The organism is Nostoc sp. PCC 7107 (assembly GCF_000316625.1).
Lineage (GTDB): Bacteria > Cyanobacteriota > Cyanobacteriia > Cyanobacteriales > Nostocaceae > Nostoc_B.
This window is the reverse complement of sequence record NC_019676.1, coordinates 2,327,567-2,346,907: the sequence shown is the minus strand read 5'-3', so window position 1 is coordinate 2,346,907 and position 19,341 is coordinate 2,327,567. Positions and strand designations below refer to the sequence as shown.

19 protein-coding genes are annotated in these 19,341 nt (G+C 40.9%); 8 read left to right on the top strand and 11 right to left on the bottom strand.

Features of this window, described 5'->3' with window-relative positions; translation table 11 throughout:
* Nucleotides 1-33 precede the first annotated feature (33 nt).
* From NOS7107_RS10120 to cobU, 4 genes are all read right to left on the bottom strand, one after another.
* Nucleotides 34-1,119 (bottom strand): acyltransferase, encoded by a 1,086-nt coding sequence (locus NOS7107_RS10120; RefSeq protein WP_083889699.1) that lies wholly within the window; start codon nt 1,117-1,119, stop codon nt 34-36.
* A gap of 238 nt (nt 1,120-1,357) precedes the next feature.
* Complete coding sequence (locus NOS7107_RS10115; protein WP_015112874.1) at nt 1,358-2,320, bottom strand: ribonuclease Z; 963 nt, start codon at nt 2,318-2,320, stop codon at nt 1,358-1,360.
* Between the two features lie 200 nt (nt 2,321-2,520).
* Nucleotides 2,521-2,952, bottom strand: coding sequence for a hypothetical protein (locus NOS7107_RS10110; RefSeq protein ID WP_044500705.1), 432 nt, complete (start codon nt 2,950-2,952; stop codon nt 2,521-2,523).
* 129 nt (nt 2,953-3,081) lie between these two features.
* Nucleotides 3,082-3,639 (bottom strand): bifunctional adenosylcobinamide kinase/adenosylcobinamide-phosphate guanylyltransferase, encoded by a 558-nt coding sequence (gene cobU / locus NOS7107_RS10105; protein ID WP_015112872.1) that lies wholly within the window; start codon nt 3,637-3,639, stop codon nt 3,082-3,084.
* A 179-nt stretch (nt 3,640-3,818) separates the two neighbouring features.
* On the opposite strand from cobU, the gene NOS7107_RS10100 reads away from it, so the two are divergent.
* From NOS7107_RS10100 to NOS7107_RS10080, 5 genes are all read left to right on the top strand, one after another.
* Nucleotides 3,819-4,631 (top strand): hypothetical protein, encoded by an 813-nt coding sequence (locus NOS7107_RS10100; protein ID WP_015112871.1) that lies wholly within the window; start codon nt 3,819-3,821, stop codon nt 4,629-4,631.
* Nucleotides 4,632-4,765: 134 nt separating this feature from the next.
* Entirely contained in the window at nt 4,766-5,698 is a 933-nt protein-coding gene (locus tag NOS7107_RS10095; RefSeq protein WP_015112870.1) for a glycosyltransferase family 2 protein, read from the top strand.
* A gap of 19 nt (nt 5,699-5,717) precedes the next feature.
* Complete coding sequence (locus NOS7107_RS10090) at nt 5,718-6,659, top strand: glycosyltransferase family 2 protein (protein ID WP_015112869.1); 942 nt, start codon at nt 5,718-5,720, stop codon at nt 6,657-6,659.
* 159 nt (nt 6,660-6,818) lie between these two features.
* Nucleotides 6,819-7,397, top strand: coding sequence for a hormogonium polysaccharide biosynthesis acetyltransferase HpsU (hpsU, locus tag NOS7107_RS10085; RefSeq protein WP_015112868.1), 579 nt, complete (start codon nt 6,819-6,821; stop codon nt 7,395-7,397).
* Nucleotides 7,398-7,760: 363 nt separating this feature from the next.
* Nucleotides 7,761-9,209 (top strand): sensor histidine kinase KdpD, encoded by a 1,449-nt coding sequence (locus tag NOS7107_RS10080; protein WP_015112867.1) that lies wholly within the window; start codon nt 7,761-7,763, stop codon nt 9,207-9,209.
* 212 nt (nt 9,210-9,421) lie between these two features.
* Here the strand turns inward: NOS7107_RS10080 and NOS7107_RS10075 are convergent, their stop codons facing one another.
* Nucleotides 9,422-10,222, bottom strand: a complete 801-nt coding sequence (locus tag NOS7107_RS10075; protein ID WP_015112866.1) for a DUF2993 domain-containing protein — start codon at nt 10,220-10,222, stop codon at nt 9,422-9,424.
* A 150-nt stretch (nt 10,223-10,372) separates the two neighbouring features.
* On the opposite strand from NOS7107_RS10075, the gene NOS7107_RS10070 reads away from it, so the two are divergent.
* Nucleotides 10,373-11,872: a hypothetical protein gene (locus NOS7107_RS10070; RefSeq protein WP_015112865.1), complete on the top strand. Its 1,500-nt coding sequence runs from the start codon at nt 10,373-10,375 to the stop codon at nt 11,870-11,872.
* 70 nt (nt 11,873-11,942) lie between these two features.
* Here the strand turns inward: NOS7107_RS10070 and NOS7107_RS10065 are convergent, their stop codons facing one another.
* From NOS7107_RS10065 to glyA, 5 genes are all read right to left on the bottom strand, one after another.
* A complete protein-coding gene (locus NOS7107_RS10065) occupies nt 11,943-12,479 on the bottom strand; it encodes an IS630 family transposase (protein WP_083889664.1) in 537 nt (178 codons plus the stop codon).
* Nucleotides 12,470-12,976, bottom strand: coding sequence for a helix-turn-helix domain-containing protein (locus NOS7107_RS10060; protein ID WP_044499669.1), 507 nt, complete (start codon nt 12,974-12,976; stop codon nt 12,470-12,472). Before NOS7107_RS10060 ends, NOS7107_RS10065 begins: the two co-directional genes overlap by 10 nt.
* 133 nt (nt 12,977-13,109) lie before the next feature.
* Nucleotides 13,110-14,360: a competence/damage-inducible protein A gene (locus tag NOS7107_RS10055; protein ID WP_015112864.1), complete on the bottom strand. Its 1,251-nt coding sequence runs from the start codon at nt 14,358-14,360 to the stop codon at nt 13,110-13,112.
* Nucleotides 14,361-14,425: 65 nt separating this feature from the next.
* On the bottom strand, nt 14,426-15,472 hold the full coding sequence (locus tag NOS7107_RS10050) for a glycosyltransferase family 4 protein (RefSeq protein ID WP_015112863.1): 1,047 nt from the start codon (nt 15,470-15,472) through the stop codon (nt 14,426-14,428).
* Between the two features lie 169 nt (nt 15,473-15,641).
* Complete coding sequence (gene glyA / locus NOS7107_RS10045) at nt 15,642-16,925, bottom strand: serine hydroxymethyltransferase (RefSeq protein ID WP_015112862.1); 1,284 nt, start codon at nt 16,923-16,925, stop codon at nt 15,642-15,644.
* Nucleotides 16,926-17,567: 642 nt separating this feature from the next.
* Between glyA and NOS7107_RS10040 the strand changes: the two genes are divergently transcribed.
* Entirely contained in the window at nt 17,568-17,765 is a 198-nt protein-coding gene (locus NOS7107_RS10040) for a hypothetical protein (RefSeq protein WP_015112861.1), read from the top strand.
* 80 nt (nt 17,766-17,845) lie between these two features.
* Nucleotides 17,846-18,322, top strand: coding sequence for a Tic20 family protein (locus NOS7107_RS10035; protein ID WP_015112860.1), 477 nt, complete (start codon nt 17,846-17,848; stop codon nt 18,320-18,322).
* A gap of 130 nt (nt 18,323-18,452) precedes the next feature.
* On the opposite strand, the gene NOS7107_RS10030 is transcribed toward NOS7107_RS10035, so the two are convergent.
* Nucleotides 18,453-19,226 (bottom strand): fumarylacetoacetate hydrolase family protein, encoded by a 774-nt coding sequence (locus tag NOS7107_RS10030; protein WP_015112859.1) that lies wholly within the window; start codon nt 19,224-19,226, stop codon nt 18,453-18,455.
* Nucleotides 19,227-19,341 lie beyond the last annotated feature (115 nt).

Here is a 19,341-nt window from a genome sequence, read left to right as displayed (position 1 = left end):
CAGCAGGCTTCGCTTTAGGTAGGTGGTTACCTTCTACATTCCTAAATATTTCTGCGAAAACTGAACACCTGTAACTTTTCTTACCATAGCAATTATAAGACAGCATAAAGCTAGTACTCCGCAAGAATTTATCAATAATTGTGCTATCCAAAAATTTTGAAAGCCAAACTTGCTAGTTATTCTACTCATCAAATCGAGTACTGGGATATGAAATAAATAGATACCAAAAGAAAATTCACCAAGAATAATTAAAAATCTTGACCAATTCTCAATTGACTTTCGCACTCCCAGGAATATTAATATTAATAAAACTGATGATAAAAAGGATGATATCTTAATTTGTGAATCTGCAAAACTAGTTAGGTTGTAAACCTTCCAAAGGAAAAACGCTTCAAGTATAGCTAAAAATATAGAAGCTATATACAGTAAAATAATTTTTCTAATATTTCTATTTTTAATAGTTAGTTTACTTTGAGTTGCTAGAATGCCTAAATAGTAAAAACTAACCCATACAGTAAAAGGAAGCGCATACCAAGGAAACTGAACATCATAATTAAGATACAAGCGAGAAAAGTACAACCCAAGCAACGATAAAGGAGACAGTGATAACCATAAAAAGTTTTTCACTATGCTTTTTGTAGACGTAGCCATTAAAGGCATCAGCAAAATTAACTGAACAAGAACAATTATGAAGTAATAAGGGCCTAAAATCTGCCCTGTTATCACATCTGTAAAAATTTTGCTCCAATTCCATTGATAATTATGCTTATAAAACAAAATTATTAAAATACACCATAATAAATAAGGAAACAGTATCCTGCTAAGTCTTTTTCTATAAAAAACTAAATAATCTGATAGTTTCGTAAACTCATAACTAGGTGTAAAATAACCAGAAATGAAAATAAACACGGGGACGGCAAAATTAACCAACTGCCTAAAAATCATAGATAAACCATAATTTAACTCAGTCTCATTATTAATACCAGACGCATGAATTGCAACAACTGCTGTAATTGCTAACCCGCGCAAAGCTTGAAATGATAAATCTTTATTCTTCATTTTTGTAAAAACTTTATATGCTGATTTTGAATGTATCAAAAAGTGGTGCAGCAGAGTCATTTATATTAAACTGAATAAGTGAGTGAGCTATTTTTATAGCGAAGGTGACGCTAGGAACCACAGCCTTTACCTCGCAATAGAGATGCACCATACTGGCTTTCAAAACCATTGATTGATCTGGTCAATGACAAGTATTAGTAAGAAATGCAGGGCTGAATTTGCTTACTTTTAGCGCATTGTAATTATCGCTTGACTTGGGGCGATCGCATTACTACGTGCTGGAAATGGTAATGCTGTCTTAACTTACAGACACTTGTTTCAACTCCACTTCCCGTCGTCGTGGCACATCATAAGTCATAAAATCATAAGCCATATCTGTCTTAGGAAAAATTGCCCGTGCTTCCTGAAGCAAATCTTTCAGTTCTATGGGGTTGCCAGGAGCGTAGCGAGGGCTAAAATGAGTCATAATTAACCGCCGAGAACCAGCCGCTAAAGCTGTTTGTGCTGCCATTGTGGTTGTCGAATGCAATCTCTGAAAAGCCATCTCTGCGTCTGCATGGGCAAAGGTAGCTTCGTGAATTAATACATCCACGTCTTGGGCTAAATCTACCGCACCTTCTGTATAAACTGTATCTGTACAATACGCAATTTTGCGGCCAATTTCCGTGGGGCCGCAAAGTTCAGTACCGTTAATCACTCTTCCATCGTCCAAGGTGACAGTTTCACCACGTTTGAGTTGACCGTAAATCCGGCCAGGAGGAATTTGCAGTGCTTTGGCTTTTTCGATATCAAACCGTCCTGAACGGTCTTTTTCGGCTACCCGATAACCAAATGCAGTAATTCGATGGTGTAATTCTCCACAGGTGACAGTAAATTCCTGATCTTCGTAAATTACTCCCGGACGGACAGCATGAACTTTAATCGGATAGGAAAAGTGTGTATGAGAGTAGCGTGATGCCGATTGGATATATTCATTTAATCCAGGTGGCCCATAAAGATCAATTCTGTCAACATTGCCAGCTAAACCACAACTAGCCAATAGACCCATCAAGCCAAAAATGTGGTCGCCATGCAGATGGGTAATAAAAATTCGGGAAAGCTGGCTGATTTTTAGGTCACTCCGCAAAATTTGATGCTGAGTACCTTCACCACAATCGAATAACCAGAGTTCCGCCCTTTGGGGTAATCTTAGGGCGACACTAGAAACATTACGCGATCGCGTAGGTACACCGGAACTTGTCCCTAAAAATGTTATCTGCACAGCGTTTTTTCGTTTCCCTATTGCTGATTTTGGTGCTTTATTCTATATGGTGACATGGTTTATCAAAAAAATTTTGCTTTCAAGATTGCACATTTAAAGTATAAGGTTTTTAATTTTTCATAAAAGCTGGTATAAAAATACCGCAGTTTTGCTGATCAACCACGGTTACAAGCTTTGGGAAATTAATTGTGTAACATAGTTTATTTAGTTTTTGTGGAAAGATTTTCTAAAAGGCGATCGCGTATTCCTATTAGTCTATCTTGGTTATCAATAGCAGAACGTGGTGCTGGTAAATCAGTATTCGGCCAACCTGGTAAATCATTGCATGGACAACTTTCTGCCGGCATTCCCACATTTCTCATCGGTACAGGCATATTGCAACGGCTACAAGGCAGAATTTCCCATGCAGATGTTAGTAATTCTGCGATGGTTTCGTGAGTGCCTTCTAGATAACAATCGCCCGATTCTGACGATATAGTTTTCTGCCAACACTCTTCAAATTCCTGGCTATAGCGATCGCTTCTGTATACAGGCTGAGGCAACAAGCTTGTTGCCTCATGACCGATTACGACTCTCTTACCCAACTGAAACCAGTAGGCGAGATACTTTCTTACATCTTCTGTGTTTGCCATACCATGATTGTACATTCGGTATGAGGAGACTTGCTTTGTGTATGTTATTAATTTTCTATTAAAAATATGATTATTTATAGGCAGACCAAATAATCATCAAGTTCTCTTAATTTTTCTTAAATTTATCCGTTACAATTCCTCATCTATTGCTTTTGGTAGTGGTGTACCCAGGACACTTAGATTCAACACATGACCACCAGTCACCAGATAGACAGTGTCACAAATAGCACCTAATTGACGTACTAAAGAACCCAGGCGATCGCGGAATAGTCTGCCAATGGGATAAGCTGGAACCACACCCCAACCCACTTCTTCCGCCACAAACAGCATATCGGCAGCTACTAGTTGTACTGTGTCTAAAAACTCGGCAATTGTCTTTTGCCAACTAATTTCATCTTGGTCTAAAAGATTTGTCACCCAAGTTCCTAAAGAATCAACTAACAAACAACTACGAGGTTTAGCATCAGCTAAAGTAGCTGATAGTTCTATCGGTACTGCCAAGATTGTCCAATTTTGGGGACGGCGTTGTTGATGTGCCTGAATGCGTTTTTGCCACTCTACATCAGCAGGATTTTCAGTGGCGGTAGCGACATAAATAACTTGTTTACCTGACTGCGTTGCTAAGTATTCTGCCCACTCACTTTTTCCCGACCGAGCAGCACCTGTAATTAAAATAACTTTACCCACTGAATATTTCCTAATACCTTGAAACGATGATTTTGAGTTTGTTTGTTACAAATATCTTTTAAAAGATAAAATTAGCACCAGCATTAATTTGTGTCAAAATTGGCAAAAGCAAAAACTCCCAACACACCTTTGTGGATACTAAAACACCACAGAGGGCAGCAAACATAGAGGATATTTTTATGAAAACAGGGCTAAAACGTATTGAGGCAACTCTACACGATCTAGGCAATCGAGACAATGCAACTGTCGAAGCGCCTGATTCGCCAAAGCATCCAGTATCTTTTAGAATTAGTGTTTCTGCCAAAGCCGCTACCCCAGATATAGATATATCAGATGATGAGAACATCACACCAGAACCAACAGACAACGTAGAGATGCACTCTCAAAATGAGAGCAATTTTGAACAGCATTTATTTTCCGAACATCATTCTGTAGACACATTTACCGCACAAGAGACTGGTGGTAAAACACCTAGCCTACCCAAGTTTAAAACTCCTAGCTTTAGCAACCATCGTCACGGAGCAAATCCAGCCTTAGCAATGAATTTGTTGCAAGAAATTCAAATTCATGTGGCTGGTTGGCAGCAAGAACTCCAAACTATTTTGCAACAAATCCAAGACCTTTACTTAGAAGGGCCAATCGTCAATGGTTGGTTAGAATCCAATCCTAAAGAACCAGAACAACCAGGAACTGCTACACTGCGCCACGCAGAAGTTGACCAGCTGATGAATTATGTAGAAGAACTTTGCACAACTGGGGGTAAAGACGCTTATCAATTTGCGCGGACAGGATATCGTCTGTGTGGCTTAGATGGTTCAGGTAAAGTTTGGTCACGGCCATGTCCACCAGATCAGGTACCAACAGTGAGTATGGCGATCGCTCGTCATCAAAAATTACGCCAGCTGTTAGCCCGCAAACAACATCTAGAAACACGCCTGAGTCAATTAGCAGAAACTCTCGTAGTTTTACACAGCCATATTCAACAAGTTTGAAGAATTAAAGACGATTTCCGAATAAACGCGGTTGGTGGGTGGGAATTTTTTGTTATAGATTAGCACAGAGCAGGCGACCTTTGGATGGAAGACTGTAATCTAAAATCCAAGGGTAAAAACTTAAATTTAATCCTATGCCAGACATCCAACTTTCTGCCATTATCTGTACTCACAATCGAGATACCTATTTAGGTGCGGCGATTGATAGCCTGTTGGCACAGGATTTTGCCGCTGACTTTGAGGTGATAGTGGTAGATAATAATTCCAGCGATCGCACCCGTGAAGTTGTAGAACAAAGAGCCTGCAATCCCCGTTTAAAGTATATCTTTGAACCCACCACCGGGTTATCTGTTGCCCGTAATACTGGTGCTAAAGCAGCTAGTGCAGAAATTCTCGCTTATTTAGATGATGATGCCGTAGCCAGCAACTGCTGGTTGCAAGTATTGTACTCTGCATATCAAAGCAACCCAAAACTAGCGATCGCAGGTGGCAAAGTCACGCTTTTATGGCCACCAAGTATCCAACCACCAAAATGGCTATCTTCTGGGTTAGCAGGCAATTTGGGAGCTTACGACCTAGGTGAAAAAATAGTTTATATCGAGCAGCCTGGTTTAACCCCCAGAGGCTTGAATTATTCGATCCGACGTAGCTTCCTTGCAGAAATTGGTGGTTTTGATCCCCATCTCGGTCGAGTGGGAAAAAACTTGTTATCTAATGAAGAACTGCAAATGACAGAATTTGCACTTCAAAATGGCTGGCAAGTTGCCTATCTTCCCGAAGCTTTAGTTGCTCATAACGTTGCACCCGAACGCCTGAATCGCGCTTGGTTTTTAAACCGCGGCTGGTGGCAAGGAATTAGTGAGTGCTACCGAGAACAACTTGCAGGCAAAACAGGTATCGGTCAGTTACTGCGCGGTGGTGAGCGCTTGATCCGAGGTTTATATAAGTCATTACAGTATTTTTATGACCCAGCAGAACGCTTCGATAGACTTGTGTATACATATTGTCAAATAGGTTATTTAAATGCTGCTATTCAGGGTCTGCTTTCTACATCCCATAAAAAATAACAAATAACAACATACATATATGTCGTCTAAAATTCCAGTCTCGGTATTAATTCCTGCCAAAAATGAAGAAGCTAATTTGCCAGCTTGTTTGACTAGCCTGCAAAGAGCAGATGAAATCTTTATTGTAGATTCTCAAAGTACTGATAAAAGCATTGAAATTGCTAACAACTATGGTGCAAATGTTGTACAGTTTCACTTTAATGGACGCTGGCCAAAAAAGAAAAATTGGTCTCTAGATAACTTACCTTTCCGTAATGAATGGGTACTAATTGTCGATTGTGATGAACGGATTACTCCTGAATTATGGGATGAAATTGCTCAAGCAATTCAAAATGCAGAATTTAACGGTTACTATCTCAACCGTCGGGTATTTTTCTTAGGGAAATGGATTCGTCATGGTGGTAAATATCCCGATTGGAATTTGCGCCTGTTTAAGCACAAAATTGGTCGTTACGAAAACCTCAATACTGAAGATATCCCTAACACAGGGGATAATGAAGTTCACGAACACGTTATCTTGCAAGGTAAAGTGGGCTATCTGAAAAATGATATGCTCCATGAGGACTTCCGCGATTTGTTCCACTGGCTAGAAAGACACAATCGCTACTCCAATTGGGAAGCCCGTGTTTATTACAATCTTCTCAGTGGTCAAGATGAACAAGGCACAATTGGCGCTGACTTATTCGGCGATGCGGTTCAACGTAAGCGCTTTTTGAAAAGAGTCTGGGTACATTTACCTTTTAAGCCAGTTTTGCGCTTTATTTTGTTCTACATTATTCAGCGTGGTTTCTTAGATGGCAAAGCCGGATATATCTATGGGCGGCTTTTGAGTCAATATGAATATCAAATTGGCGTGAAACTTTATGAGTTACGCAACTGTGGCGGTAAATTAAATACAGCAAATACAGCGAAACCCACACCACCACCTCTACCCCAAAAAATTGAACAAACAGCAGTTTAGTACAAATAGTATGAAGTACGCGGTCTGAAATAAAGAAACCCATATAGTGAGCTTGAGAGCAATTGATCATGGGTACTTTATTTACAGATATTAAATACTAGGGGCTGGGTATTGTGAAATGTTGCTACCCAGTCCCTATTCTTTATTGATTATTGACAAATGACTAATGACCAATCTTTCGTAGACTTACGCAAATATGACCAATCCGGGTTTGACCGTGGTCGTCCAGGCTGGTATGTTTTGTTATGGTGGTTTGTCCAGGCGATCGCTTTTCCCTTAACGCCCCATCCTTTGAATAGTCTGCGTTGTTCCTTACTCAGACTTTTCGGTGCGCGTATTGGTCAAGGTGTGTTGATTAGACCTACTGTTCGCTGCACTTATCCTTGGAAAATTACCATCGGTGACTACAGTTGGATTGGTGATGATGTAGTTCTATACAGCTTGGATGAGATTAACATTGGTGAACATTGTGTAATTTCCCAAAAAACTTACTTGTGTACTGGTAGCCACGACATCCAAGACCCGACTTTTAGGTTAAAAACAGCGCCAATTACTATTCATAATGGGGTATGGGTAACAACAGATTGCTTTGTTGGCCCCGGCGTTGAAATTGGTGCAAATGCTGTTATTGGCGCTCGAAGTACTGTATTTGCCAATATGCCTTCTGGACAGGTTTGTTGGGGAAGCCCTTGTAAACCACAGTATGCGAGATTGAAAAATTCAGCCAATCAGTCATAACTTACGCCAAAAGATTAGTTTTTGATAGTGGAAATAAGGGTTTTGAATACCAACACCCTGATTCCCCATATTCATATACCAATATCTTCTGCTGCTAAACCGCGATCGCAATGTGATTGATATCCAAGATTTAGGATTCAAATGAAGTGATACAACTAACTTTTGCTTGAGTAATTTCTATAAGGTGCGATCGCCTACATTTAACTATCAACTGTGAAATTTTCCCAGATGACGGGGAAATTGCCCTTATCTTGTTCGGTTATACTACTGTTGCTCGTACAAAAATAACTATAACCTCTAAAGTAGTAGTGCAATATTACTTTTTTACTTTATTAATCGCTCTGCAACAAGGGGTGAAAACCTGTGTACGAATGGATCTTGCCAAGTTTGAGTGAAGTTTTAGCCGAAAGTCAATCAACTATAGCTGAATGTTCACCAGCCAAGGCAGAGCGACAGTGGCGCATGAGTTTAGCAGCCACAGAACATTTATTAATCGACACATTAGCAATCAACTCTCCTACGGCTGCACCAGCATTAGTCTTAGCTGCACCAGCACCCTTATTTAGTCAACCAGCATTAACTCAAAACTTACAGACGGTTACTTTCACCGCCAAGCCATTTAACCCCTTGGCTTTAATGCCGTTTCAAATGCCCACAACAGCGACAGTTGTTGAAGAACATTCCCTTCAAGAAGCAGTCCTTCCCTTACTCCCTGCTGATCCTCTAGTAGCAGAGCAATTTTGCTTAGTATTTACAGATAAGTTCAGATTAGTGCTGGTTTTAGCAGAACGTAAGAATGGCAACAAAGTATTTTCATTTTCCTTTGAACCAGAGATAGTTCAGCAAGCATGGCGAGCCATAGGAGCGCGGGTAATGCTGACTAATCCCGATTTTTGCGCGGAACTCGATGCTTTAGTTCAGCAGTATTTGCCTGTAGCGCCAGATTATCGCATTGCTATGCAGTTTAGCCAGTTGTTACTTCAGGAATTTCCAGAACCAGAAGTCAGTAAAGACTGGGAAACGGCAACAAGTATACCTCATCCCCAACCCCCAATCCCTAATTCTCCACATCCAGTCCCCGATGTAGAATTGCTCCAAGCTTTTGCTCATGAGGTTCGCACGCCTTTAACAACTATTCGCACCATGACTCGCTTACTACTCAAGCGACGAGACTTACCTACTGGTGTGAGCGATCGCTTAAAAATTATTGATCATGAGTGTACTGAGCAAATTGACCGGATGGAGTTGCTATTCAAAGCAGCAGAACTAGAAACTTGTGCTGCAACGAAAGCTACTAATACTCATCTCACACCCATGTCTCTCAATCAAGTTCTGCAACAGAGCATTCCTCGTTGGCAACAAGCAGCAACTCGGCGTAACCTCACCTTAGAAGTTGTAGTACCGCAACAACTTCCCACAGTTGTCAGTAATCCGACAATGTTAGATCGGGTTCTCACGGGTTTGATGGAGAATTTTACCCGCAGCTTGCCTGCTGGTAGCCATATTCAAGTGCAGGTTATCCCGGCGGGGGATCAACTCAAGCTACAGTTATCGCCGCAACTTCAGTGTCAAGACACAGATGCAGCAGAGACATTTGTCACACCACCCATTCGTAAAGCTCTGGGTCAATTGTTAATGTTTCAACCAGAAACAGGAACGATTAGTTTGAATTTAAATGCAACTAAACACCTGTTCCAAGCAATTGGCGGTAAGCTAATTGTCCGCCAACGTCCTCAATATGGCGAGGTATTAACTATATTCTTACCTTTAGAAGTCAGCCATCAGCAAAATTTGGAACTGAGGAAAAATTAGTTATAAATATTTTTTGGCGTTGTTGATTGAGGGGATGATTTTTGTCTCACGCAAAGAGCAAGAGTTTGAAAAGTAGAATTTTATGATTTCATCCCGCATTTATGCAACGCCTATTTTTTTATCTCGCGCATAGACGTAAATAAAAGTTTTGCTCGACTGACTTTAATTGCAATAAATGTCTGCTATAAAACGTCAGTTAGAAAATTTTATACTTAAGTCCCACTGCTACGAGGAATACGCTCAATCTCCGCATATCCACTGAAAATTAATTTTTGCCCTTCAGTTTCTAAGCGGTTGAGTCGCATTTTGACTCCATCAAGGTCAAAACGGTCTAAATCGACCATATTATCTAAAATCTCTGCTAGTACTATGCTCAGGGTTTGGGAAGCTTCTTGTTGCGCTTCTGGTACTTGCTCAAGGTCTATTTGGGGGTTCTTAAAAGAAATCCGCCGCCGCCGTTCTACAGCGATGGAGACTGTCATATTGACTGGTACGAGTTCCTCTTTATCTAAATCAGCTTTTGCGAAAATCTGTAGGCGATTTTCTGGCAATAGTTTTACTTGAATTTCAGGAAAGGAAACTGGCTTACCACCAGATAATTCTGTTAAGGCAGGTATATCAAGGTTCACTAGGCGCTTTTTAACCAGTTCTGCCTTGAAGGCTTGGTTAATGCCTGCTTCGGATAATACTACTTGAGCGATCGCCTGGGTAGGTTGCTTGAGGCTCAATTTGCCACTTAATACCGCGCTAAAGTCTATTGCTACTGCATCCGTTTCAAAAGTCATCTCCTCTACTGCAAAATCTCTGCGGATGACTAAGCCGCGACCACTCATTTTGAAACTATCAATGCTGCCTTGCAACAACTTGCTGGAGGGATAGCAGCGTACAAAGACTTCTACTGACTCGCTTTGTGTAAACAAATGGCGAATCGTTTGGCTGGCAACTGTGTTGAGCATTCGCTCACCCCAGTCAGTGCCTTTAGGATCTTGTAAACCAGTTAGTCCGCCGAACATTTGGTTATGGGTCTCTAGAAGTTCTTTGTACTTTTGTAACAAAATGTGAACGATACAGCAAGTCTCTACAGATTGATTGTACTGATAAGCTGACTTGGAATGACTGATATTTAATAGACAGATGTCATATATGTTACATACAATTTGCTTATGGGAATACTTAACCAAGTACAGTATTCCCACCTAATTATGACACAGCTAAATATTTTGGAACTGGCTAAACAGGGTGATACCAATGCGATTAATACATTATTAATGCAATGGTTAAATTTACCTAATATCACAGCAAAAACTAATATTAAACAAGATTACTTACAAGTAATGTTGGAATCAGCCAAAGTTCCAGAACAAAATTTATTAGTTCCAGTAATTCAGAAAGAATTGACAAATTTGGTAATTGAATCAGTTAAAAAAGTCAAAATATATGGGCTAGAAACAGGAGAAGATTTCCCCGATTGGCAACAAGAATTTGAGTTAGATTTATCAGTAATTAAAGCAAATATTCAAACTTCATCGGCAATTACTCAAACAACAGCTAATAGTGAATTAGCAGTATCACAACCATCTTTTTTCGGGTCGCTCTTTGGAGCCGTAGCAGGAACAGCTGGAGCAGTGGGAAATGCTGCTGTTCAAGCAGGGCAAGTCGTTGCGGGTGCTGCTGTAGGTATTGGCGGGGCAATTGGTGGCGCAGCTTTGCAAGCAACCCAAATAGCAGGGCAAGCAATAGTAATTGTTGGGAATAATCCCCAATTACAGGCAGCAATAAAATCTTTAAATTACGATTGGCTGAATCCTTTAATTGAACAGGTTGATGTAGTTAAAGCCGAGGCTGCTGTGAGAAAATTACAACAAGAACGCCCTAATGAGAAACCAGCCCAGATTTCCCATCACCTCATGTTAGAAAAAGCTGTTATGGCAGGAGGAAGTGGTCTTGTTAGTAGCCTTGCGCCAGGACAAGCAGCAGCAATGTTTGTAGTTGATTGGGCTGCTACTGCGGCCTTATCTGTAGAGTTAGTTTATCAAATCGCTGCTGCCTATGGTATGGATTTAAAAGACTCAGAGCGTAAAGGGGAAGCAGTAGCAATTTTTGGTTTAGGTTTAGGTGGAAAAACAGCCATTAAAGCAGGTTTGGGTTTATTGAGAAATCTGCCAGTGGCGGGAGCAGTCATTGCTGCTAGTTCTAATGCAGTAATGATTTATGCACTTGGTTATGCAGCTTGTCAGTTTTATGAAGCAAAGCAAAATCCGCTAACTTTTGAGGCTACTCTAATAACTGCTCAGGCACAAAGTGAAAAATATCTTGAAGCTGCCATTTCTCAAGAACAAATTATGGATCAAATCTTGGTTCACATTGTCTTAGCAGGCAATCCTGGTAAATCTTGGGAAGATATTTTACCAGAATTACAAGCAGCTAATCTTAGCCCTGCGTCCATAGATGGAATTGCATCTCACATAAAATCGCCACCATCTTTAGAAACGCTCCTTGAGCAAATTAATAGTGATTTTGCTATACCTCTTTTAGCGCAATGTCAAAAAATAGCTAATTTAGATGGAGTAATTACGCCAGAGGAGGCTAAAGTTTTAAAAATGATTAATCAAAAATTGCTGAATGCTGAAAGCATAGAAGTTATGCAGGTAGCCATCAATTAAATTGGGAAAAATGAGAAATGTAATACCAATTCAAAAAATGTTTGCGACAGATAAGGCATTGAGGATGAAGTCATAACCAGTCAAAGAAGCAGCAATTTGAGGAGTGAGGAGAGCTAGGAGTTGAGCAACCTTGGTTTGCAGATGCTCGCCTGTTATCAAATAGCTCCCATTTCAAGTCTTGCTTGAGATATTCCCAAACGCGCTCTATGGGATTGAGTTCAGGAGAATGAGCAGGCTGGAACAAAAGAACAATATTCTCTGGAATTTGTAAACGTTTAGCTTGATGAAATAAGCCGTTATCAACTTGGAGAATGTTAAGTGATTTGGGATAACAGGCAGCGAACTCGTTCAAAAATTGTTGGTAGCATTCGGTATCAACATGAGAAAACTGCCAAAATAAACTTTCCCCAGTAAGTGGTTCAACTGCTCCATATAGCCAGAACGCTTTAAATTGCCACTGCCAATCACCAATAGGCTTAACTCCGGGAAGAGTAATTTTACGTCCTTCAATGGTTTTGAGTCCAAATCGACTCTCATCTTGTACAAAATAACGAATATTTTCGTACTGAGGCAAGATAATGGCACTGTATTGAGCAATTAATTGCAAGTCATCACCGAGTTTTTTTTAAAAGACTCTAGTTTTTCTTCGTCCTGTTTTCGGTTACGCGGACGTGGGACTTTCAGCTTGGCTTTGAGCCTGTAACGTGCCAGATGATGTACAGTTGCGTACTCAGCTTGCACACCCAAGGTTTTTTCTAACCAATGTTGTATTTGTGTGTACCGTTGAAACCCACCTTCTGGTTGTTCGAGTTGTTTTTTCAAACTCGATACAGCCCAATCTGGTATTGCTCTTTTTCGACCTGAACTCGTTCCAAATTCAACAACCGCCTCAATTCCTCCTTCTCGATAATCTGCCAACCATCGATGTACTGTAGCTCGATGTTTTCCCAAGATTTTAGCAATCTCACTTACACTCATTTCTTGCCCTTTAATCAGATATAGGGCTTGTATACGTTCTTTGCTCCGAGACTGTTTTTGATGTTTGAGCAACTTCTCTAGTTCCTCGACACTTTCTTCTATCTCGATTTGTGTTACCCCTACCATCACATACCCTGAATGCTACTTCTGTCTATTTTTACCATTTGTCGCATTCTTTTTTCAAATTGGTATAAGATTGGCATCTGCAATATTTTCAGACAGCGATCGCTTTTGTAGTGCGATCGCTTCGCATCTTTCCCTACCTCATCAACAACCGCCGACGCAGCAAATCCAAGGCTGTACAGGCGCTCAAATGACGAATAAACCAGCGTTCCCGAATTGTGCCAAAGCGATACTCAAAACTTTTCACTTCGCCATTTGGCCCTGCTACACCGATATAAACTAAACCTACTGGCTTTGTCTCTGTTCCCCCACCAGGGCCAGCAATCCCAGTGATACTCAGTCCCCAAGTAGTTTCCAGGCAGCTTTTCACCCCAAGCGCCATTTGTTCAGCTACTACAGAACTAACAGCCCCAAATTTATCTAAATCTTTGGGGTTCACCCCTAATAGTCGAATCTTTGCTGAGTTGTCATAAGAAATTACTCCGCCCCAAAAATAATCAGAACTACCAGAAATTTCCGTAAACATTTGCCCCAATCCACCACCAGTGCAAGATTCTGCTACTGATACAGTTTCCTTGGCGGAACGCAACAATTCACCAACTACCGAAGCTAAAGTATCATCATCAGCACCGTAACAATCTAACCCAGCAATTTTTTTGAGTTGCTTCTCAATTGGTGCAATCAATTCCTCGGCGGCTACTTCGGAATTTGCTTTGGCAGAAATTCGTAGTCTTACCTCTCCTTTACCCGCGTAAGGTGCAACTGTCGGGTTGGGTATGTTGAAATAAGAAGAGACTTTTTCAGCTAAAGTAGATTCACCAATCCCCCAAAACCTTAAACTCCGACTGTAAATAATTTCCTTTCCCCAGCCTTGGCTTTGCAGAAATGGTACTGCTGTTTCGTACCACATCCGATACATTTCGCTGGGAACACCGGGGAATGTAAAAATCGTCATATCAGGGCGAGGTTGCCAAATAATTCCTGGTGCTGTACCTGTAGGATTAGGTAAAATTTCTGCACCTTGAGGAATTAAAGCTTGCTTGCGGTTGGTAGGACTCATAACGCGATCGCGTTGAGCAAATTTCTGAGTAATATCTTCAATAATTTCTGGACGTTCTATTAAAGGTGCGCCAAAAAAATCAGCAATGGTTTCACAAGTAAGATCATCTGGTGTGGGGCCAAGACCACCAGTAAAAATTAAAATATTCGCTCTAGAAATTGCTATTTCTATAACTTGCTTTAATCTTTCGGGATTATCCCCAACCACTGTTTGATAATAGTGAGGAATCCCTAGTTTCGCTAATTGTTGGGCAAGAAATTGAGAATTACTATTTAGGATATCTCCTAGTAGCAATTCAGTACCAACACAAATAATTTCTGCACTCATGTAATTAAAGCAAAAGGTAAAAGAAAGATATTTATACTACTGTATTTCTTTTACCTTGTTACTTTTTATTTTTGCTGAGAGTGTTTCCAAACTCGCCAGCTAGTGTAAGTTAATAATGAAGTTGTCCCAAAAGCATAAGCAATACCACTGGGGATACCAGCTATAGCTAATGCCAAACTGCCAACCCAGAGTGTGAGTGTATAAATAAATAAAACCGTCCAGCGATGGGACAAACCAGCTTGTAGCAATCGATGGTGTAAGTGACACCTATCCGCCACCCAAGGCAATTTACCACGACGAATGCGGGTCAAAATGACTGCTGACATATCCAAAATCGGGACTGCCAAAATTAAATAAGGCAAAATTACAGCTGTGAAAGCGGGAATTTTCACCAAACCAATTACGCCCACAGCGGCTAAAGTGAATCCCATAAAATAAGACCCGCCATCTCCCATAAAGATTTGCGCGGGGTTGAAGTTATATCGGAGAAATCCCAGCGCTGCACCAGCTAAGGCAGCTGCAATTAAGGCTGCGGCTGGTTGATTCATAAACAAAGACACCAACAGCATGACCACAGCGGCAATTCCCGACACACCAGCCGCTAAACCATCTAAACCATCAATCCAGTTGATAGCGTTGACCATCCCCACCAACCAAATCACTGTAATCGGCAAACTGAACCAGTTTAGTTCAACTATGCCAATTGTGGGAATTGTAATAAAGTCTATACTGACACCGAGTTTCCAAGCACCAGCGGCGACGATAATTTGTAATAGTAGCCGTCCCAAGGGAGAAAGATTTAATAAATCATCTGCTAAACCAATGAGAAAAAAGCCCAGACCTCCGATGGCGACACCCCAAATTTGCCATTCTTTGTCAGGGGGCAAATTGCCAAATCCACCTAACCACCAGACAATTAGCAAAGAAGCGAAAGTACCTGCGAAGATAGAAACTCCTCCCAGACGTACCATTGGGCGTTCATGAACTTTTCGACCACCAGGTTTATCTACAGTTCCACTTTTTATACCAATATTTTTAACATCAGGTGTAGTCCAGAGAACGACTACGGCGGCCACAAGAAAGGCAATCAGATGATAAATCTGAGCAGGCATCTGTATTTTAAATTAAGTAGTGGTTAAGACAAAACTCTGCCGAGGGAGGGTTCTACCTAATATCTACTACATTTTTGGCTTTTATCAGCAGAAGATTTTTAAGTCAAAAGGTAAAAGGCAAAAGTAAAAACCAATCATTCTTTTGCCTTTTTACCTTTAACTTTTGACTTTATGCTAGTGCTGGTACAGGAATTTGCAAGTGTGAGTATAAGGGAAAGCGATCGCACAGTGCAGCTACTCGGCGTTTACAATCAGCTGCGACTGTTTCTGATTCTGGATTTGTGAGGCGATCGGCAATAATATTGCCAATTTCGGTAAACTCTGCAACTCCCAATCCTCTTGTCGTCATAGCGGGAGAACCTAATCTCAAACCACTGGTGACAAAGGGTGATTGGGGATCAAAAGGTACAGTATTTTTGTTAGCAGTAATATTTACACCACTTACTAGTTGATCTGCTTGTTTACCTGTCAAACCAATTGAACGTAAATCTACAAGCATCAAATGGTTATCTGTACCATCTGAGACTAACTTTAAGCCCCGGTTTTGCAGTTGAGTTGCTAAAGCACGAGAATTTTCAATTACCTGTGCGGAATATGTTTTAAAGTCTGGTTTTAAGACTTCGCCAAAAGCCACGGCTTTACCTGCAATTACATGTTCTAAAGGCCCGCCTTGGGTTCCTGGGAAAACTGATTTATCAAGCTTTTTACCCAGTTCTGCATCTTTAGTTAAAATTAATCCACCTCTAGGGCCGCGCAGGGTTTTGTGCGTGGTTGTAGTTACAACATCACAGTAAGGAATGGGATCAGGATGTAAGCCTGTTGCTACTAAACCAGCGATGTGAGCAATATCAGCGAGTAAGTAAGCACCAACTTCATCAGCAATGCTACGGAATTTGGCAAAGTCAATGATGCGAGGATAAGCAGAATAACCACAAATCAACAGCTTGGGACGCTCCCTTAGCGCCAGCTCTCGAATTTGGTCGTAGTCAAGTTGTTCTGTTGCTTTACTTACACCGTAATGGCTAACTTGGAACCATTTACCAGAAACATTGACAGGTGAACCGTGAGTCAGGTGTCCACCATGAGACAAATCCATCCCCATGATTTTGTCTCCTGGTTCGAGTAAGGTCAGGAAAACGGCAAAGTTCGCTTGAGCGCCAGAATGAGGTTGCACGTTAGCATGAGCCGCACCAAACATTTGTTTAGCTCGGTCAATGGCGATTTGCTCGATTTTATCGACAAATTCACAGCCGCCATAGTAACGTTTACCCGGTAATCCTTCGGCATATTTGTTAGTTAAAACTGAACCTTGAGCAGCCAGGACAGCCGCAGAGGTAAAGTTTTCACTAGCGATTAACTCCAGGTGGTCGCGTTGACGCTGGAGTTCTTCGTTAATTAATTCGGCGATCGCGGGATCAGAATCAGCAAGAAAATCTGAATTAGTCCTAGTCACTTTCACTATCCTTAGTGGAAATTTGCACAATGGTGTTTTTTTGGAACCTAGTTTCAAAGTAATAATTTGCAGTCAAATGTTTACATTGCCAGATTTTTTGACTGCTGACTATTCAATATTGGTAGTAACTCAAATGTATTACTTTAGATTCCAGCCCGATTAAGTCCCATTAATGTGTTAATTATTATAAACCTCTTTCCGGAACCTGAACTTAATACTTGTCAAGAGAACGCCAACGCGAATTAATCTAGTAAGCCGCAGTGTAAATAGAGTGACAATTCAAAATCGCCAAAAAGCTGATGCGGCTGTTTTTTCCATTTCATGCTTGAGAGTTTACACTTCAGACTTTTTCTACTAGGTGTAAAAATTTATGTATGAGTTATTACTCCATAACTCTATCTCCAAGAGACTCAACATACAATAAATTTAAGGTTCACTGGGAAATTTTGGCTTACTAGCCTCATTTTGATCAAAAAGTACGTTAGAGCAGATGTACAAGCTCATTTAGTAGCTAATTAAGAGCAAAATTACTGTAATGTCTAGCAGATGTCAATTCTGCTCTTAGCGGCTCTTCGATACCAAAAATGAATTTCTCCCCTGAACACATCCGAATTGTTTTGAGGATTTACAGGAGGTCTTTGGATGTTAGTCATTTTAATGGATGATCAAATCCTTGCTCCTGAGCAGGTTTGCCAGTCTTGTTTACTTGCTGACAGGAGTGGTCAACCTCGTTGGCGTAGCGGTCAACTGCATTGTGGTCAAGCTATTCGCAAACTTACAGAACAACAACCAGAGCAGTATGAGTGTATCATGGGCTTTCGGATTGCTGAAATCCGATAATTGCTGCTTCTGGGAAACTAGACAACTGCGTTATCCTAGGCTCAAGTAACTCTGAAAATTCTGCCACAGGAGAACGCAAAATGGCTTGGCGTGGTTCTACAAACGTTTCCGATCGCATTTTCGCTTGTTTACCTTATTTGCTACCGCTGGTTGAGGTTTTTATATTTAGTAAATTTTTGCTGACACAATTTCCTGTGTTACAAATACTGTTTTTACCTTTGATGCCGTTAATCAGTCTTTATTACAGCATTAGTTTCGCCGGATTGATTATTTTCTTTGCTTTATGGCTGTTAGTAGTCAGAAACGAAAAAATCTCCCACTTTATTCGTTTTAACACCATGCAGGCAATTCTTTTAGACATTGTTATCTTTTTGTGTAGCATCATAACTGGTATTTTGGGGCAAATTCCTAGTAGTAACTTTGCGATCGAAACTCTGTATAGCACTATTTTTATCGGTATCGTAGCAGCAGTAGCATATTCAGTTGTCCAGTCACTTTTGGGACGTTATGCAGAAATCCCCGCAATCTCCGATGCTGTTTATATGCAGGTTCGGTAACTGGACGCATGAATTATTTGGGGATAGAGGCGAGAGACAGAGGAATTTTGGATTGCATATTTTAGATTGAAAGATTTTCTTAATCTAAAATCCAAAATTTAAAGTCCAAAATTGATTGACTCAGCACTTGTTACCTGGCAACTATGGTGTTTTCTAGACGACCAATGCCTTCGATTTCCACCCGAATGCGATCGCCTATGTGCAAGGGGCCAATACCCAATGGTGTACCTGTTAGTACGACATCTCCGGGAATCAGAGTCATCACTTTACTGATGTAAGATACCAAAACATCAGGGGAAAAGACCATTTGATCAATCCCCGCAGATTGCACGGGATTCGCCTCATCGTTGATGAAAGTCTGCAATCTTGCACCTGGATTCAATTCGCGGACGATCCAAGGGCCTAAGGGGCAGAATGTATCAAACCCCTTAGCTCTAGTCCATTGACCATCTTTTTGTTGTAAGTCTCGCGCTGTCACATCATTAGCAATTGTATAACCCCAAATTTTGGTTTGGGCTTCTTCTGGAGTGCAGTCACAAGCGCGATCGCCAATCACTAGAGCTAATTCACCTTCATAATCAACTCTATGAGACTGATGTGGATACTTGATTTCGGCCTCAGTGGCAATAATCGATGTTGGTGGCTTGAGAAAAATTAATGGCTCACTTGGTACGGGTGTTCCCATCTCCGCTGCATGGTCTGCATAATTCTTACCTACGGCCACAATTTTTGAGGGAGCGCAAGGGGAAAGAATTTGGTAACTATCTGGTGCTAAAACTAAATCTGTCGGTTGTCCCTGTAACCAAGGTGGCGCATCCAGCGCCTGTACATTCAGAGATAGCTGTAGCAACCCATAATAAACTTTGCCTTCTGGATTTTGAACTCGCACATAGCGCTGTGCCATAACCTTGATAATATCCTTATTGTCTGCAATTAAGAGCCTTGAGCGCGGAAAATCTTTAGCAATGAGAATCAGGAGTTTATAAGTTCCCTTTGGGAAGCATACCTGTTGGTTCAGC